The 14,737-nt window shown below is 55.5% G+C and carries 34 protein-coding genes; all 34 read right to left on the bottom strand.

The features are described from left to right. Nucleotides 1–22 precede the first annotated feature (22 nt). The 34 genes from VDP79_RS01290 to VDP79_RS01125 all read right to left on the bottom strand — a co-directional run bounded on the left by VDP79_RS01290 (nucleotide 23) and on the right by VDP79_RS01125 (nucleotide 14,715). A complete protein-coding gene (locus VDP79_RS01290; RefSeq protein ID WP_323016433.1) occupies nucleotides 23–421 on the bottom strand; it encodes a hypothetical protein in 399 nt (132 codons plus the stop codon). After that, nucleotides 418–882 (bottom strand): hypothetical protein, encoded by a 465-nt coding sequence (locus tag VDP79_RS01285; RefSeq protein WP_323016432.1) that lies wholly within the window; start codon nucleotides 880–882, stop codon nucleotides 418–420. The genes VDP79_RS01290 and VDP79_RS01285 overlap by 4 nt, the downstream gene beginning before the upstream one ends. Before the next feature lie 283 nt (nucleotides 883–1,165). After that, entirely contained in the window at nucleotides 1,166–1,450 is a 285-nt protein-coding gene (locus tag VDP79_RS01280; RefSeq protein WP_323016431.1) for a hypothetical protein, read from the bottom strand. Between the two features lie 3 nt (nucleotides 1,451–1,453). Further along, nucleotides 1,454–1,690, bottom strand: coding sequence for a hypothetical protein (locus tag VDP79_RS01275; RefSeq protein ID WP_323016430.1), 237 nt, complete (start codon nucleotides 1,688–1,690; stop codon nucleotides 1,454–1,456). A gap of 276 nt (nucleotides 1,691–1,966) precedes the next feature. Next, the gene (locus VDP79_RS01270; RefSeq protein ID WP_323016429.1) at nucleotides 1,967–2,302 is read right to left on the bottom strand and encodes a hypothetical protein; all 336 of its coding nucleotides are present in this window, start codon (nucleotides 2,300–2,302) and stop codon (nucleotides 1,967–1,969) included. A 35-nt stretch (nucleotides 2,303–2,337) separates the two neighbouring features. Next, nucleotides 2,338–2,586, bottom strand: a complete 249-nt coding sequence (locus VDP79_RS01265) for a hypothetical protein (protein WP_323016428.1) — start codon at nucleotides 2,584–2,586, stop codon at nucleotides 2,338–2,340. Nucleotides 2,587–2,589: 3 nt separating this feature from the next. Beyond that, complete coding sequence (locus VDP79_RS01260; protein ID WP_323016427.1) at nucleotides 2,590–2,985, bottom strand: hypothetical protein; 396 nt, start codon at nucleotides 2,983–2,985, stop codon at nucleotides 2,590–2,592. 52 nt (nucleotides 2,986–3,037) lie between these two features. Next, nucleotides 3,038–3,544: a hypothetical protein gene (locus tag VDP79_RS01255; RefSeq protein WP_323016426.1), complete on the bottom strand. Its 507-nt coding sequence runs from the start codon at nucleotides 3,542–3,544 to the stop codon at nucleotides 3,038–3,040. A gap of 1 nt (nucleotide 3,545) precedes the next feature. Beyond that, the gene (locus VDP79_RS01250) at nucleotides 3,546–3,794 is read right to left on the bottom strand and encodes a hypothetical protein (protein WP_323016425.1); all 249 of its coding nucleotides are present in this window, start codon (nucleotides 3,792–3,794) and stop codon (nucleotides 3,546–3,548) included. 145 nt (nucleotides 3,795–3,939) lie between these two features. Further along, the gene (locus VDP79_RS01245; RefSeq protein ID WP_323016424.1) at nucleotides 3,940–4,179 is read right to left on the bottom strand and encodes a hypothetical protein; all 240 of its coding nucleotides are present in this window, start codon (nucleotides 4,177–4,179) and stop codon (nucleotides 3,940–3,942) included. Nucleotides 4,180–4,203: 24 nt separating this feature from the next. Beyond that, on the bottom strand, nucleotides 4,204–4,434 hold the full coding sequence (locus VDP79_RS01240) for a hypothetical protein (RefSeq protein WP_323016423.1): 231 nt from the start codon (nucleotides 4,432–4,434) through the stop codon (nucleotides 4,204–4,206). Between the two features lie 90 nt (nucleotides 4,435–4,524). Beyond that, nucleotides 4,525–4,692, bottom strand: coding sequence for a hypothetical protein (locus tag VDP79_RS01235; RefSeq protein ID WP_323016422.1), 168 nt, complete (start codon nucleotides 4,690–4,692; stop codon nucleotides 4,525–4,527). Continuing rightward, on the bottom strand, nucleotides 4,689–4,934 hold the full coding sequence (locus VDP79_RS01230; RefSeq protein ID WP_323016421.1) for a hypothetical protein: 246 nt from the start codon (nucleotides 4,932–4,934) through the stop codon (nucleotides 4,689–4,691). The genes VDP79_RS01235 and VDP79_RS01230 overlap by 4 nt, the downstream gene beginning before the upstream one ends. A 49-nt stretch (nucleotides 4,935–4,983) precedes the next feature. Beyond that, nucleotides 4,984–5,547, bottom strand: a complete 564-nt coding sequence (locus tag VDP79_RS01225; protein WP_323016420.1) for a hypothetical protein — start codon at nucleotides 5,545–5,547, stop codon at nucleotides 4,984–4,986. Nucleotides 5,548–5,579: 32 nt separating this feature from the next. After that, nucleotides 5,580–5,882, bottom strand: a complete 303-nt coding sequence (locus VDP79_RS01220) for a hypothetical protein (RefSeq protein ID WP_323016419.1) — start codon at nucleotides 5,880–5,882, stop codon at nucleotides 5,580–5,582. Nucleotides 5,883–5,910: 28 nt separating this feature from the next. Next, nucleotides 5,911–6,126, bottom strand: coding sequence for a hypothetical protein (locus tag VDP79_RS01215; protein WP_323016418.1), 216 nt, complete (start codon nucleotides 6,124–6,126; stop codon nucleotides 5,911–5,913). Nucleotides 6,127–6,545: 419 nt separating this feature from the next. Further along, nucleotides 6,546–6,821 carry a hypothetical protein gene (locus VDP79_RS01210; RefSeq protein ID WP_323016417.1) on the bottom strand — a complete coding sequence of 92 codons (276 nt, stop codon included), beginning with the start codon at nucleotides 6,819–6,821 and terminating at the stop codon, nucleotides 6,546–6,548. Then, nucleotides 6,818–7,276, bottom strand: coding sequence for a hypothetical protein (locus VDP79_RS01205; protein ID WP_323016416.1), 459 nt, complete (start codon nucleotides 7,274–7,276; stop codon nucleotides 6,818–6,820). The genes VDP79_RS01210 and VDP79_RS01205 overlap by 4 nt, the downstream gene beginning before the upstream one ends. Continuing rightward, complete coding sequence (locus VDP79_RS01200; RefSeq protein WP_323016415.1) at nucleotides 7,273–7,800, bottom strand: hypothetical protein; 528 nt, start codon at nucleotides 7,798–7,800, stop codon at nucleotides 7,273–7,275. Before VDP79_RS01200 ends, VDP79_RS01205 begins: the two co-directional genes overlap by 4 nt. Before the next feature lie 59 nt (nucleotides 7,801–7,859). Then, nucleotides 7,860–8,153, bottom strand: coding sequence for a hypothetical protein (locus tag VDP79_RS01195; RefSeq protein ID WP_323016414.1), 294 nt, complete (start codon nucleotides 8,151–8,153; stop codon nucleotides 7,860–7,862). A gap of 68 nt (nucleotides 8,154–8,221) precedes the next feature. Beyond that, the gene (locus VDP79_RS01190; RefSeq protein ID WP_323016413.1) at nucleotides 8,222–8,425 is read right to left on the bottom strand and encodes a hypothetical protein; all 204 of its coding nucleotides are present in this window, start codon (nucleotides 8,423–8,425) and stop codon (nucleotides 8,222–8,224) included. Then, nucleotides 8,425–8,805 (bottom strand): hypothetical protein, encoded by a 381-nt coding sequence (locus VDP79_RS01185; RefSeq protein ID WP_323016412.1) that lies wholly within the window; start codon nucleotides 8,803–8,805, stop codon nucleotides 8,425–8,427. The genes VDP79_RS01190 and VDP79_RS01185 overlap by 1 nt, the downstream gene beginning before the upstream one ends. 41 nt (nucleotides 8,806–8,846) lie before the next feature. After that, nucleotides 8,847–9,110 (bottom strand): hypothetical protein, encoded by a 264-nt coding sequence (locus VDP79_RS01180; protein ID WP_323016411.1) that lies wholly within the window; start codon nucleotides 9,108–9,110, stop codon nucleotides 8,847–8,849. A 70-nt stretch (nucleotides 9,111–9,180) separates the two neighbouring features. Further along, complete coding sequence (locus VDP79_RS01175) at nucleotides 9,181–9,711, bottom strand: hypothetical protein (protein ID WP_323016410.1); 531 nt, start codon at nucleotides 9,709–9,711, stop codon at nucleotides 9,181–9,183. 31 nt (nucleotides 9,712–9,742) lie between these two features. Continuing rightward, nucleotides 9,743–10,204: a hypothetical protein gene (locus VDP79_RS01170; protein ID WP_323016409.1), complete on the bottom strand. Its 462-nt coding sequence runs from the start codon at nucleotides 10,202–10,204 to the stop codon at nucleotides 9,743–9,745. Between the two features lie 73 nt (nucleotides 10,205–10,277). Then, a complete protein-coding gene (locus VDP79_RS01165) occupies nucleotides 10,278–10,526 on the bottom strand; it encodes a hypothetical protein (RefSeq protein WP_323016408.1) in 249 nt (82 codons plus the stop codon). Then, on the bottom strand, nucleotides 10,523–10,921 hold the full coding sequence (locus VDP79_RS01160) for a phage protein NinX family protein (RefSeq protein WP_323016407.1): 399 nt from the start codon (nucleotides 10,919–10,921) through the stop codon (nucleotides 10,523–10,525). Before VDP79_RS01160 ends, VDP79_RS01165 begins: the two co-directional genes overlap by 4 nt. Before the next feature lie 358 nt (nucleotides 10,922–11,279). Continuing rightward, on the bottom strand, nucleotides 11,280–11,708 hold the full coding sequence (locus VDP79_RS01155) for a hypothetical protein (protein WP_323016406.1): 429 nt from the start codon (nucleotides 11,706–11,708) through the stop codon (nucleotides 11,280–11,282). Between the two features lie 41 nt (nucleotides 11,709–11,749). Continuing rightward, nucleotides 11,750–12,121: a hypothetical protein gene (locus VDP79_RS01150; RefSeq protein WP_323016405.1), complete on the bottom strand. Its 372-nt coding sequence runs from the start codon at nucleotides 12,119–12,121 to the stop codon at nucleotides 11,750–11,752. Between the two features lie 19 nt (nucleotides 12,122–12,140). After that, the gene (locus VDP79_RS01145; protein ID WP_323016404.1) at nucleotides 12,141–12,383 is read right to left on the bottom strand and encodes a hypothetical protein; all 243 of its coding nucleotides are present in this window, start codon (nucleotides 12,381–12,383) and stop codon (nucleotides 12,141–12,143) included. Nucleotides 12,384–12,392: 9 nt separating this feature from the next. Next, nucleotides 12,393–12,704: a hypothetical protein gene (locus VDP79_RS01140; protein WP_323016403.1), complete on the bottom strand. Its 312-nt coding sequence runs from the start codon at nucleotides 12,702–12,704 to the stop codon at nucleotides 12,393–12,395. A gap of 280 nt (nucleotides 12,705–12,984) precedes the next feature. Further along, nucleotides 12,985–13,641: a hypothetical protein gene (locus VDP79_RS01135; protein ID WP_323016402.1), complete on the bottom strand. Its 657-nt coding sequence runs from the start codon at nucleotides 13,639–13,641 to the stop codon at nucleotides 12,985–12,987. Between the two features lie 65 nt (nucleotides 13,642–13,706). Beyond that, on the bottom strand, nucleotides 13,707–14,357 hold the full coding sequence (locus VDP79_RS01130) for a hypothetical protein (RefSeq protein WP_323016401.1): 651 nt from the start codon (nucleotides 14,355–14,357) through the stop codon (nucleotides 13,707–13,709). Then, the gene (locus tag VDP79_RS01125; protein ID WP_323016400.1) at nucleotides 14,344–14,715 is read right to left on the bottom strand and encodes a hypothetical protein; all 372 of its coding nucleotides are present in this window, start codon (nucleotides 14,713–14,715) and stop codon (nucleotides 14,344–14,346) included. The genes VDP79_RS01130 and VDP79_RS01125 overlap by 14 nt, the downstream gene beginning before the upstream one ends. Nucleotides 14,716–14,737: the final 22 nt, after the last annotated feature.

The raw sequence follows: 14,737 nt of genomic DNA, 5'->3' as shown, positions 1-14,737 counted from the left end.
TGGTGCGCGTCATGGTGCGGCGTCAATATCGCAGCGCTTCGCTGGCGCGAATCTTTGTGGCGGCGGTGCTTCGCCCACTTTCCGCGACTTCGAGGTCCGCGCACACGAGGCGATACGCCAGCTTGCCTGCGCCCACTTCGCGGGCCAGTCGGGCCAGGGCTAAGCGCGCTGCCTCGGGCCAAATATCCAGCGCCCGGAGTCGTTCAAACGCGGTGACAATAGTCACGCGCTTGCCCGTCGAAACGTGCGAAACCGCAAGCGATTCCGGGTCTTCCTGGTCGGGGTGAACCGCCAGTAACGTGCGTTCGCCCGCGATAGTGGCGTAGAACAGTTGCGCGTCAGGAACCGGGGTGCGCCTGGTGCTGCCATCGGGCATTGTCCGTTCGACAGAGAATGCGTCGTGTCTCGGCACGTCGTTCACTCCATGATTTCGCAGATGGCTTCGGACATCGCTGTCGCGCCCGCAAGGATGCGATTCATTTCGTCGTTTTCGGTGTTGTCCGCAATGACGTCGTAGCCATCGTTGCCGTAGACGAGCTGGACGGTTCCGACCGCTCTGTCGCCATTGAAGAACGTGATGCTTTCTTCGTCTGACGCCATGATCGCCTTCATGATCTCGAACGGATTGTTGGTGTTGTCTTCCGACTCGTATTCGCCGTCGAAATGGTTCATGGTGTAGCCCATCGACGCGGCGTCGGTGACGATCTTGCGCACAATGGCGCGTTCCAGCAGCCACAGGCGACGCTTGCGCCACCCATCTTCCTCGGGGTCGGTCATGCTGATCGCAAACAGTGTGTCCGCGTCATCGGGGTGGATGCAATCCAGGTTGATCGCCTGGGTGGTCAGCAGTTCGATCAGTGCCTTGGCGGTTCGTGCGTGCATGGTGTTTACCCCTTGTTTGTTGGTGTAGGGTTATTCTGGTGTCCATTGACCGGCGCGTCGGGCCAGCTCACTCTCTGCGTCAGCGCTGAGCTTTCGAGCGAGTTCGGCCAGCGCCATTGCTTCGTTTGCCACCCATTTGATGGTGAACGCGGATGGCGGGTTCCATTTACCCACGTCTCGGTATATGGTGTCCGCAAGGAGCGCGATTCGTTTTGTGTCGCGTAGCAGTGTCAGGTGGTCCACAGCGTTTACCTCTTGTTTGTTAGTGTAGGGTTATGGTGCGTCAGCGGGGCAGGCGATACACATAGACCCATCGGGGAAAACCCATGCCCGCCATGCCTTCGAGCCCGGTGGCGTGTCGAGTAAGGCGACCCATTTTGTGCATCCCACTCAGATCACGCCCAAGCTGCTGGCATTTGTCTGCGCCATAAATCATTATGCTGCACTTGGCGCCGGTGGCCTCGATGTAGGCATCAAAGAAATGTTTATCCAATACATCGACCGATTCGCCCACAAGTTTGCCGTGAAGGTATTCCTCGATCCAGGCGTAGCGTTCTGACGGTTTCATGATTCAGTCCTTGTGGGTAATTTCGAATGCGCGGTAGACGTCGCCGTCGTAATCGCAATACCAGCCACCGTAGTCATACCAGGCAAGCTCGATCACAGCTCCGTCGAGCGTTGTGCAAGTCAGAATCGGCGAAAACCCTTCGTCGCTGTCCACCAGCATTTCTACTGTTTTGTAGGGTCCGAATCGCTGGCTGTCGGGCCCGATCTTGCCGGTGTTGCGGGAGAATTTGACGTAGAACATGGCGCTTACCTTTTGTTTGTTGATGTAATAAGTGTGCGCCCCAGGGGGAGGCGCACACGATTCTCAAGTTCCAGGTTGCGGGTGTTTTGGGCGGGACAGCGACCACCGTCATGGCGGCCGCCCCGATTCATGATCGCCAGCGTCTTGGTGCGGCATCGTGGCCCTGGGCGATTTCCCGCTGCGTCTTACCATCTTCATCCGCGCTGACGGGCGCTGGGATGGTTAGAAACACTGCTGGGAGGGTTAGAAAAAAAGAAAAATGGAGCATGGCGCGGTTTAAGCAGCTTCCTGCGCGTCTTCGTTGGGCTCCATCAGCGCGCCAATGGCGCTGGCGATGGCGCACACATCCTTCGGGTGACCCAGCGCGTCGATGTTGTTGTGCATGAGGGCAAAAATTTCAGAGAACAACTGCGCAGCCCAGAGCGCAATTTCCCGACGCTGTTCCAGGGATGCGTCCAGCGACATGATTGCGTCGACCACGGTGCGTGACTGAAGCAGCAACAGTGCCGCCTCGGTGGTGACTTCGCCGTGGTCTTCGATCATTTGTTTGGTTGCCATTGCCGCCAAACTGTCTCGGTCGTCAGGTTCAATCGTTTGTTGGTTGTTCGTCATGGCGTTTCTCGTTTTGTAGTTGCGATGCTTGATTGTTACGGTTGCTGGGCGGCACGCATGGCTTCGATCATCTGATATTTTTCCGCTTCCAGCTCGTTGCGGTCGATACCGAAGTAGTCGGCGATGATTTCCTCGATGCATCGCATGTCTGGCAAGAGTTGATCGTCTTCGCCCCATTGAGCGATAAGCCGGTTACTTTCGAACAGCCATCCAAGGAAATTACCGACAATCTGGTTCTTGCCGTTCAGCGCTTTCAGCTTGTCATGTTCAGGGTATTGGCTCATGGCTCACCACCAACTGTCGTAAATGACCGCCTTGCCATCAGCGATGGCTTCGCGTGCCTTGCGAATGAACTCGAAGTCGTCCGCGTGGGATTCAACGTCGGGCGGGTTGTTGCCAAAGAACAATCCTTCGGTGCGGGGCAGCTTCCCCTCTTTGATGTCGGTTTCGAGGCGATCAAGGTCTTCGCTGGTCAGAACGACCTGATCGCAGTTGAAGCTCTCGCTTTGTCCGCCCTTGGATTGGTAGAGACGCTGCATCCAGCCATGCAAGTCGTGATGCTTGCGCCAGTAGTGAATTTCCTCACCATTTTCGTCGTCGTCACTGATGATGACTTGTGTATCAACTTTTTTGTCGCCGACAACCGCTTGATCGACCGCAAACGCATACATATCCAGACCCATGGTTTTCTCCCGTTGTGTGATGATTTATTGTGGGTTTCAGACCCAGGAACGATCAGTGGAAAATGACGACACCACCATGCTCAGCCATTCGAAACACATGCATGAAGTCCAGGTATGTCCTGGTGAAGTCGTTGTTCTGCTGCATAGCGCTGCCCGCGAAGTCGCAAAAGTCCACAGCAAGACGCTTCGCGACATCGGCGCCAATGACGCCTTCGCAGTCGCTGAAATCAATCAGCTCGTGGAACGGCCCAATGCCTTTGGCCCAGCAACCGCGGTCGTATCGTTTTTCGCCCGCGTCTTCGTATCCTGCAATGCGGGCGAGTTCGTTGCGCCACTGGTTGTAGCCGCTGTATGAACCTGCGCAAAAGTGGAATTTTTGGGCGTCGTCAGGGATGGCGTAGACGCCGGTCTTCGTGATGGGGTCGGCGCGTCCAGGAAAGTCGGGGTTAACCCACAGGAGGCGCGCTTTGCGTGCGTCAATCAGCGCGTCGGTCGCGTCAGTGATTTCTGCCTCGATGAAGTCGCCGATCTTGCTGTATGCGGTAATGTCTAGACCCATGTCAGACCTCGATGTTCTCGATCCCGTCATCCTGGCTGGACGCGGGCTTTGCCTGCGCTTGCTTGGCGTAGCGCACGGGCAGGTTCACGTTGACCGAATAGCTCATGCCGGGGCGGGCCTCGATCTTCTGGAAGCCTTCGGTGGTAGCGATGGTGATGGAGCGCCCTGTCGAGGACACGCCAAAGTTGCCGTTCAGGTCGATTTCGAGGATCAGCTTGTCGCCCTCGATGCGCTCGGTAATTCCCTTCATGGTGGCTCCTAGATTCGTTTAATGACTCGCCAGCCGCGAGCAATGCAGTGGCGCGGTCCGGTGCAGATGATTTGTGCGCCCTTCGGGTGCGTCTTGCATGACGCCAAGGCTTCAATCAGATATTGCGGTTGTGACTTGCCCATCGTTATTCCGCCCAGTCGATTGCTGTGCATTCAGCGGCAGACCCAAGAATCTCTGCGCCTTCGATGCAGCTAGGGTCGAGAATCATCTGCAGACAGTCGGTGATATCGTTGATGTCCTCGTCCATGAATTCGTCGGCGATTTCGTCGCCCAAACCATCGTTGATCGCTTGCTGGCGAGCAAGCTGGCGGATCGCGTGTTCGTCGTGGACTCGCAGGTCCATCGAAAAGGTGTAGGTGGTCATGGCGTTTCCCGTGTTGTCCATGTATCAATCTTGATCGTTCATCGCAGGCGTGCTGCGCGGGCGAAACGGGATGATCTTGGCGTTCAACTTGATCGGCGCCACCCGCGTATCGCCCACCATGACGGTTGGGTCTTCAACTGCCCGAACCAGACGCACCCCCAGGTCGTCCAGCAGGGACTCCATGGCCTCATGGGGCGTGTCAGCCACCACCATGACCTGCATGCTTTCTTTGACGTTGAAGAAATATCTGTTCATCGCTTCGCCTGTCAGTTGGTTAGTGGTAACTTACATTTTTGGGCGCAAGAATTTCTGCGTTTCCGCACAATTTATAGTGTCAGGAAGTTATCACCGCCAAGAATCATTGATTTCTTTTTCAATGCGTTCGCGTTCACGCATGGGCCTTCCCCAGGCAACATCGAGAAAGCACGAGACCGCGATCAAGATGAAGAACCACCAGCCTTGCCCAACCAGCCCCACACCCAGCGAGAACACGAGAAGGAGAAACCAGATCATTTGCTGCGTTCCTTTTTCTGTTTGCTGCCAGACGGTTGATACCAGCGGTCAGACCCGCTGCTGAATGTGGGGTCGGGGTTCACATACGGGCGGTCGCGCTGCTGGCGCTCCCTGATTTCATACTCGTCAATGCGGCGATTGTTCTGCTTGACGATGGCGCATTCGGCGCTGCGGTCGTGGCAGGTGTAGCGACCGCCGCCCACATAGGTTGCGCTGCCGCGCTCTTCAGCGTGGATGGGCATAGATGCAACCGCTCCAAACGCCAGCAGCGCGGTTCCTGCAAGTATCAGACTACGCATTCTTTCGCCCCTTGTTGATCATCCGAAGAATCGTCTTCGCTTCCTCGAAGGTTACGCGCATTTCCAAGGTGACATCAACGCTGTTGACGCCTCCGCTGGTTGACAGTCCTCGCTCCCGATCATAGCCATGAAAGGTGAAGTTCGCATGCTCATATGAGTGATTATCGCCAATGATTTCCCGGATCACATTCGCCCTGGCGTGAAGTATGGCATCGCGGGCGTCGCTCTCGGCGATTAGCGTCGCGGCTTCATCAATCCATTCCGTGTATTCAGGCAGAAACCTGCTCTGGATTTCTTTCGCAATGACAGCCGCTCCCCGCGCCCACGAAATACCAATCACATCAGCGCGACTCGGTAGCCAGTATTTGTTCTCGCCGGAAAGGGTGGTATGTCCGCTGACCCACAGCTTTTTCCCGTCAACGCGAAAGAAAATTCGCGCCAACTTATTGATTTCTGGCAGGTCAATGTAGCCGGTCCAATCATGCACAGCGAGTGCTGTGCCGCCCAGAATCCCCGCGACTTCATCCAGCAGCGCTTGAAGTTCTTTCTTGTCCATGATGTTTACCTGTTGTTGTGATTGTGTTATTTTCAGTCGCAGATACCGGCAGCCCGACACGCTTTCGCCCAATACCGCTGACTGCGGGCGTCACGCCCTGGGTGCAGGCTGTAGATCACGGTGTCGCCCGTGGCAAGGTCGGGGTCGTCGTTTGAGCTGACCCAGTGCGGCACACCGGGATAACATGAGGGATTCGGGTAATTTTCCAGTTCGCGCACCAGTTCCTTGAAGTCGAACTCTTTATCCTCGAACTCGAATCCGCGGTCATTTGTTTCGCCCGCTTCCAGCGATTCCTCGTCCAAGATTTCGTAGGTTTTGCTGATCAGTATCGGCATGATGTTTACCTTTATTTGTTTGATGGCTTCATTCTGTCGCTGACATGGCGGCAGCCAGCACCCTGCGCCAGCAGGTGAATGGAATGCCATGAAAGGACTCGTCGATTGCGCCGCGCTCCGCTTGCTCTTCTTCGCCGCGTGCCCAGCGCATCAGCGCGTATCGAATGACCTCGACGGTGCAAGGGTCGGTGTATCCGCAAGCGGTGAGTTCGTTTGTCCCCGCCTGCACGTCGATTCTGTCCACATTGAATCCTGGCTTCAGGTCATGTCGCACAATATGCTCCTTGTCGCGCCAGGATCGCCCAGGCGCGTTTTATTTTGCTGGGTGGTGGGGTTATGGCGGGTCAGCGAGATAATCGCTTGTGACGCGATTTAAACGGTTTCCTATTTGATCAACTCGTAAATGTGCCACACCAAAACGAAGTTATTGAATGACACGGTGCCGATGTATCGCATGTCGGAGTAGTGTTCGTCAGCTCCGACTCTGCAGCCGGTCGGGACCACGCGAAAGATTCGCGCCTCAGTTGGTGCGTCAGGGTCACACTCTGCCCAAACGCACATCGACTCGCCTTGTGTTCAGGGTCAGAATTTTCGCCCCCACCGGCATTTCGATGGGTTGGTTGTGCAGGATTTCGAATTTCCAGATGACTTTCATGTTCTGCCTCACGCGTGGTAGTAGCCAATTTCGGGATCGAACCTGCGCAGATATTCAGGAACGGTTTCCAGGTCCAGCTTTTCTGCGATCACTTCGGGGTCAACCTGCCATGAAGGCGTGGGCCAGCACTCGCGGTAAGCCTTGTTGATTGCATCCAGCATTTCACCGTCTGGCCCATAGGTTTCGGCCAGCCCATAGCGGTCATCGGGGACGATATAAATGGCACCGTCCCAATCCTGATACCAGTGGCCGTGGTCAAAACATTCGTGACGTTCTTCGGTCATGATTTTTCCTTGGTGATGACATCCCAGGGGCTTTCGGAAATCGCCAATCTCGCGCCAGACGGATGCCAGATGTCGTATTTGCGCTCAACCTTTCCATTCAACCCTTTGCGCAGTCGGAGTCCCTTGCAGTTGAAGGTCGATTTCTTGGGGTCGTCGATCCTGAATATTTCGACGACGCGTCCGTTGCGGGCGATATAGCGCCCCGGTGCGTCGATAATGACGTGCCGGTCATCGAGCAGGACCACCTTCTTCGTGGGCTGCCTTTCTGCTTCTCGCTTCGCCAGCCAGTCGCAGCGCGCCTTGGCGATAGATAGCCCGTCCTCGTCGAGCGGGTATGCGCTATCTGATTTCGCAAGCGATACGCCATTGACCATTACGAAATAACAGCTCTCCTTGCCACTTCGCAGCACCCAGGAAGCGCCATTTTCGTAGACGATGTCTTTGACCTTAATCATGCCGCCCACTCGCTTTTCGACGCTACTTGAGCCAGCGCCGCACGTTCCAGCGCATCAAGTTCGCGGTATATATCCTCGGGCGTGGTAAAGCAGGGCAGCGATTCGGTGATGGCGCCTTCAAAACCTCGATTGAAGTTTTGATTGATGAAGCAGTGTTTCGCGCCTGCTGCGCGCAGCAGCTTGGAGGCGAAGCTGGCGAAACCCAGCGATTCGCGCAGGTCTTCCGATTCAAACTTGCGCGCGATTTTGCGCATGGCCTTGGCTGCAGACTCGACTGCGCACAGCGACATGACCGTCGCTTGCGGCACAGCGCCCCATTGAAAGCCATACATTTCAGGCGTCCCATCGTCGCGGTATCCTGAGCCACCGCCCTGGCATCGCGCTTCGATCCAGATGCCGTCGTAACTCCATACGGATCGAACAGCGTTGAAAATCCGCACATTGATGTGCGACCAGCTCTCGAATTTATCACCCCAGATATAGGCGTAAATGTCTCGGTCGCGGTCGAATTCTTGCTTGGCCATGTTGTTTACCTGTTTTGTTGTCGATGGTTTTATTGTGGGCGTCAGGTGGCGGCGACAAATTACAAATCGCCCTCAATCCAGTCGTAATACTCGCTGGTTTGGCCGAACCTTTCGATCTTGCGTGGATTTACGGGCTTTGCTCCGTGGCCCAGGCGGGCACGGTTGCGATACAGGTAGCCACACTTGACGGAACCAAGCACGACGCCGGTTTCTATGTCGCGCACCAGCACGTATTTGTTTCCGTCCCAACCGAGAATCTTGACGTGTCGGATTGGGGCGAGTTCGTATGGCTTGTCACCCAGTGTCTTGAACGGATAGTCCGTCCAGCAGGTGATGTGATTCGGAATTAACACGGTGTTTACCTGTTTTGCTGTCGATGATTGAATGGTGCGCCCGTGGGGCAGGCACCATTCGTTCGTCGTCAGTCACGGGAAGCCGCCCGCTGCATGTAGGCGTAGAAGTAGCGGGCGCGCGATCCGTTGGCGTCAATAGGCTTGCGGTATTTCCATTCGTCTGCCGCAGCGATGATGTTTTCCACCACGCCGCTTCCCAGAGTGTGAAAGCCCTCGCCCAGCGGGATTCGATACCTGTGCGCCAAGTCCAGCGCGTCGTCTTTCGTCATCATCAAGCTCCTTCGCCTGATGCAACCTGACGCAGCGCCCAGACAACGGCGGTGCGCAGCGTTTCGTCATTCAGGTCGTAGCCGTCGCGGTCGTAGAGTTCGTTCAGCCAGCACCGTCCGTCCACATGCGACGGTTCCAGCACGCGCGGAAGATAATTCTCGCTGCGCCAACGCGGGTGCTTGTCATCGTAGGAGCGCTGCGCATTGATTTCGTGAACGAACGCGAACGGCGACTGCTTCCGAATTTCAGCGATCATTTCTGCCGTGAACGGGCGATCCTGAAGGTCTGCTGACTGCTTTTCGGAAAGCATCTTGGCTTGCGCCGCGCAGACCGCCCGAACGTCCGCGACCAGTTGTGTCCGCAGGTGCTTGGGAAATTTCATTGCGTTTACCTGTTTTGTTGTCGATGGTTTTATTGTGCGTATCAGGTGGAGGCGACAACCGCGTCGATGACATCCCGTAGGTTTGCCCGCTCGCCGTCTTCACTGGCTTCAATCAAGCGCATAAAAATCTCAAACGCCTGATCGCGCGAAACCTCGATGTCCGAGCAGAAATACATTACAAAGTCTTCGATTGGCGTTCCGCAGTCATCATCGGTTGGGTCTACATATCCGTCATCTGTAATTACGGCCCAACGACAGTGAGGCTTAACGCTGCGGTCGGACATGGTGCAGAGAAACTTTTTCATCGCGTTTATCCGATCTTGTTGTCGATGTTTTTATTGTGGGCGTCAGCGACCGGCGCGACGCCCGTCACGGTTAACTCTTGATGCCATGCAGGGTTTCAAACATCCGTTTGACGCGATCAGCCCCGAGCGTATCGAGCGCGACCTGTGCCTGCTCTTCGGTGTCGAAGCACGGCGACAGTCTGGTGAATTTCAGATCAGCGCGGCAATAAGACTTAACCCGCGCGATCAAGTCGCCATCCAGGTCGATCAGATACTGCGATTTGTCGGAGACGGGGGAGACCGTCCCCGGCTGGTGTCGCAGCGTGAGCATGGTGCTGATGGCTTCGGCGTGGGCGCTGGCAGTGTCTCTGTTGGGAAAAACGTTGCCATGTGAATAGTTGGCTGTGTTGGGAGACTTTGCGAAATAATTCTTCGCCCGCAGATGCCCGTCTACCGGATGTTCGCCCAGCACCCAATAAGGTTTGGAACTACCCGGCTCAGGTCCAGTCAACAAAGATGGCGCGACCTCTGGCGCTTCGATGATTTTGCGCAGCGCAGCGACTTCCTCGCTGAACTTATCTTCCAGGTTTTTCAATTGCTTTTGAGCTTCGGCTTTATCCATGACAGTTCCATTTGTGATTGTTGATTGCTGATTATTTCGCCAGCGACGCGGCGTATTCGATCAGATAAATCTTCGGTGCCAGCCAGATTTGAATGACATTGCCGACCTGGGCGAAGACGCCAAAGCCTGCTATTCCAAGCCCAAGCACGCAGACGGTGCAGCCCAGGTAGCCAGCGATACTGCCATCCTCGTAGACATCCATGTCATTTTTGGCGGCATCCCATTCGTCGCTTCCGTATTTTGCCCGCTTGATTCGCGCGCAGGCTTCGTTATACAGGGCGGTTTTCTGGTAGAAGAACTTGAAGAGTCGAAGGCACGCGATGACAACCGCCAGGAAAAAGATTGCCTTCGCACCCGACCACACGAGTTTCCACAGCAGCAGTTGGGCGATGACATCGGGGATTTCCGACTGCAAGAACGTGATGCCCGACGAAAGCGCGCCAGCACCCTGGCTGATAACGCTTGCAAGTGCCTGTGAAAGTTGGTCGTTCATGGTTAGTCCTGTTGGTGGTAATCGGGTGGGGGAGGGTTGATCCTGGCGCCGTAAACGGTCTGCTTTGCGTTCATCAGTGATTCTCCCAAGTGACCTGCAGCTTCTCGCCGCTGGCACACTTCCAGGTAATAATGGTTTCGTGCTGTCGCCCCACGAATTTCATAGCAACATCGGGGCGCGTTTTGCCGGTTTTTACCTTGCTTATGATGGAACAACGCTTGTATTCATCGTCTGGCTGCACGTTGATCGCGATAATGAAAAGAATCACGAGGAATAGACCCAGCATACAAAGCGGGGCCACGGTGAAATCGCTGTCTTTCATGGCGTTACCAGTTCGTTGGGCACTTCCACCTCGTCACCTATGGCGAAAGCGACGTAGCAGCGCATAGCGGCAATGAGCGGCGTTGGGCCAGTGGCACTTATGTCAGCACACCGATCTTCATCCCATAGCGCTGCACACCAACAACCAACCTTGACTCTCTCCGGTATGAGTTCAATCTTTTCGCGCTCGATGATGGGTCCACCACACGCCCAATCGGTTGATGGTGAATACCCGCACTGTTTACCTGTCGCGTCAAAATGCGCTCCGAGTTGTTTGGCGAACTTGTCGCTGACAACCCAATGGGCTATGCCGTCATATTCGATTTTCAAGCCTCGCGACGTTGTCACCACCCAATCCAAGGCGGTGCCGACAAGGTCTTTGGTTTTGATCTTCATGTTTTATCCCTGGCGTCTTTCGATAATCACATTACAAGTCACGGGGTCAGGCGCGTGGGCTGCGAGCGAGGCGTTCGCTGCAGCGAGTGCTTCGCGCCATGTTGGATACTGTCGTCCGTTGCAGATCCAGGGCGCGCCCTTATACTCGCCTTGTCTGCTCAGGTATCCATATTCGATTGCCTCTTTGAACGTCATGTCAGCCCCTATACCAAGCCATTCGACCGTCGTGCCTGTTACCCCAGCCCTTTCTGCCGATGTCGTTTCTGGCGACCCTGGACTGATACTTTTCGTCAACGAACCAATTAAAAACAGCAAACGCGATGTGGCGCCTACGATGCCGCAATTTCATGTCTGCCTCCTACAGAACCACTTTGGGGGAACCTTCGACGACGCCAGCGATAATCAGTTCGTCGGGATCGGCGGAGCGTATATTGCGCGCAATTTGTTCCGCTCGCTCTGGCGAGTCAGCCCAAACGACGTCAGCAAACCGCTCGTAATCGTCGCTGCGGTAGACGCCGATAACGGTGTATGTCTTTTCGACCGGGCCTTCTGGCAGCTTTTCGTAAAACCAAACCGAAAGGGTTTTGGATTCGTCGTCGCATGCGACGGGGAACCCGACTTCCGCTTTACCGTCAGGGTCGTATCCTTCCGCACGAACCGCGTCTGCTACGCAAGCCATAACCTTGCGCCTGCTCATGGCTTCTTCGCGGGTGCCCATCAGTTCCAAATTGAGTCCTGCAAGGTGGTTCTTTGGCGCAACATATTCGGGGCCTTTGATGATTTTCATGACGTTTACCTGTTTGTTTGGCTGATGTTGTTATTCTGAGTTCACGCGGGAGGCGTGTATTTCAGGTTGAAGTTTTGGGCGATGCAGACCATTTGTCCTTCCCACACGCCCATGCCTCGGTCGAGATGGAAGTCATGGGCTCGCTGAAGCCTCATCAGTAATTCGCCCTGTCGCTTCGTGATTCGCCCAATCGACGTCTCTACAGCATTCAGCACGCGTTGCTCGCTGATATCATCACCTTCAAACGCGGGGTCGTATGCCTCGTCGGTAATCAAGCACCCGACCGCGCACATGTCGCCGTTGTCGCCGCGATATAAACACGTTTCGCCGTTATCGCCAGCAGAACCAAAAGAGGCGTGACCTTGCTTGCGAAGGTGGGTCAAAACGCGGTTGAAGATTTCTTGGCTTTTCATGTCAGCTCCTATATTTCTATTAGTCGGCGAAAACCCAGCAGGTCCATCCGCTGGTGCCGTCGTTGTTTTCGTTCATGCACGAGATTTGCTTGCCGACGTCCCGGTGAGTAAATGTGTATGCCGAGTAGTTGTGTCCACGGTAGTGCGGTCGAGTATGCCCAATGTCCTCAGCGGTGATTTCAAAGCGCTGGCGCTTTACTGGGTTGAAACCGCCCCAAGCGTTCTTCAGCGTGATGCTCTCCGCGTCATTGACTGGTCGCATCGTTATTCCTTATAGAGATTGGTATTCGATTTTCTTGCCCAGCGTTTGGCTCAAGTCATACGCGACCGCGAAGTGCATGTTCATGCCGCACCCATCGACTCGCATCCTGTCGCCATCGCGGGTCATCTTGTATCCACAAGCAGACGCAACGACGGGTGTGATCCACCGCATGTCGTTCGCCTTCTTGTCGAATACATAAATTTCCATTTCCCGACTCATGCCGCTGGCGCTAACTTTCTTCGTGATAATGAAGATTTTGTGCTTACGCGCAGTCGCGCCAAACACTTCATTCAGACGCTGAATTGCTTCGTCTTTCGTCATCGCGTTCACCATTTATTGTTGATGGCTTTATAGTGAGCGCTGACTGCAGGCGGTCTGAAGTGAGATAACTACAGTTGACGACCGCCCAGAACTTTTAGCTTTTGGACATCGCTGTATCGCGAGTCCAAAAGGACATCGGCGCGAACGTCGGAGTAGCCCCGAGGATCGCCGGGGTTGTCAACCCGCAGGACCACGACAGACGAACTCGGTTCTATGAGGCGCGCGAGAAAGCAGACCCAGGGAAGATAACCCTCCCCGGGCTGCACAATCTTGACTCCGTTCATGCCTGCTTGGCCAGAAGCGGCAACAGGGCGCTGTCTGGATTGGCGATAAATGCTTGGTCGCCCGCCACGCGAATGATCTGCAGCGCCTTCATGGCGATGATGGTGTTGCCCGCCATTGCTCGGCTGGTTGCAGCAGTCTTGCCCGACGCAACCAGCGCAGCGACAAGATTCCCGTCTTTGCCTGTTGTCAGTCGCTCGTCCTTGGTTAGGGTGTCCAGCGCCAGACGCATGACGCCATTCAGTTTCTCGGTGCGACCCTGTGCGTGTTCGATCAGGAAGGTGGCACGGTGCGCCGCCTTCTTGCCCAGCCCGCGAATCATTGTTGCGTTTTCGCTTGCTTTGGTCTTGCGCGCTTCGCCATTCAGTGCGCGCTCAGCGACAGTCAGCAGCATGGCGTCGTCGAAGTGATCGGCCAGCGTGTCGCGCATGCGGTCAACCATATTTGCGTGATGGCGACGCACGGGCTTTTGTGCGATGCGCCTGTCTGCTTTCTTCGACTTCCCACCGACTTCTTTGATTGCGATGCGTTGCGCTGCAGGATGCTGTGTGCCTGCAACCTCTTGGGCCAGGGCTTCATCGTCGATGCCCAGCGACCCTAGTAGTTGAGCCAGCGCAGCCTCTTCGATGTTGGCGGCGTTTTTCAGTAATCCCATGATCGTTCCTTGCGTTCAGTTAATCGAGCTGCTTGAGCCATCAGTCTCAGACCTCAATGTCGGCGCTACCACCCAGCAAACAAATCCATATCGCCGCCCATGTGGGATACGGGGTCGTTGAACACCAACGCCGCGCCCCGATACATGAAATTGCTCGGTTGCAGATCAAGCGTGCACCTTGCGTCGCCGATGAAGTCGCTTAGGGCTATCAGCGCCTGATGGTGGGGTTCGGACTGCCCCATCCAGGCGGCAACTCGAAGGACGCCCGCCTGATACGCCCACGGCTCGGTTCGGCGCAGCTTCCCGCCGTCGTGTTCCGTGTAGTCCGCAACCCAGTTCAGGAGACGCACCCAGTCCTGGGGAGTGCGGCACGCCTGGGTCTCTACGCCTTGACCACGACCTTGCCGAATACAAATTTCGCCCTGACCGGAAGCCCGCCGAATACGCTTTTCCAGTCGCTCGACGCGCAGCAACTTGACGTCGCGGGCGATGGAGCCGTGGTCTTCGAGAACCTTCGGAAAGAATGCATGTTTCCCATCACAAAGTTCCTGATAAAACAGATACTTAGCGCGATCACAAGTGACGACGTAGACGCATTCATCGTCGCAATCAAAGACGCCAGACATCAGCCCGCGTCCGATCAGCTTTTTGCCCTTCAGCAGCGGGTGCTGGCGCAGCGCCCGGTCGGGGTTCTTGTTGAAGTTAAAGAACGACATTGAGTGCTCGCGTCATAGCGGTGTTGCCCGAAAATGCGTTGTGCAGTTCGAGAATTTTTAGCGCATCGTCGTATGGAATTGACACCGTGTTGTCGCTCGACGCGGCGACCAAGATCAGGAATCCAACCATTCGCCGCAGAAAATCAGCGGTAAGACAGACGCTATCATTGATCCAGAGAGCTTTCTCCCTTTCGATATAACGCTGAATCGTCTCGGTGTATGCCTCAATCGCGTCGTGTGCGGTCGGGTCTTGGTAGCTTGGCGGCATTCTCTCTTCAGCTATCGCATCAACCGCAACTTTGACTGCCGTCACGATGGCTCGCTGAGAAAATGCAGCAAGTGCCTGTGTATTGCTCATGGCTTGCCTCAAATGGAAAGAC

It is taken from the genome of Castellaniella sp. (assembly GCF_034675905.1).
Lineage (GTDB): Bacteria > Pseudomonadota > Gammaproteobacteria > Burkholderiales > Burkholderiaceae_B > Castellaniella.
This window is presented reverse-complemented; position numbering and strand designations above follow the sequence as displayed.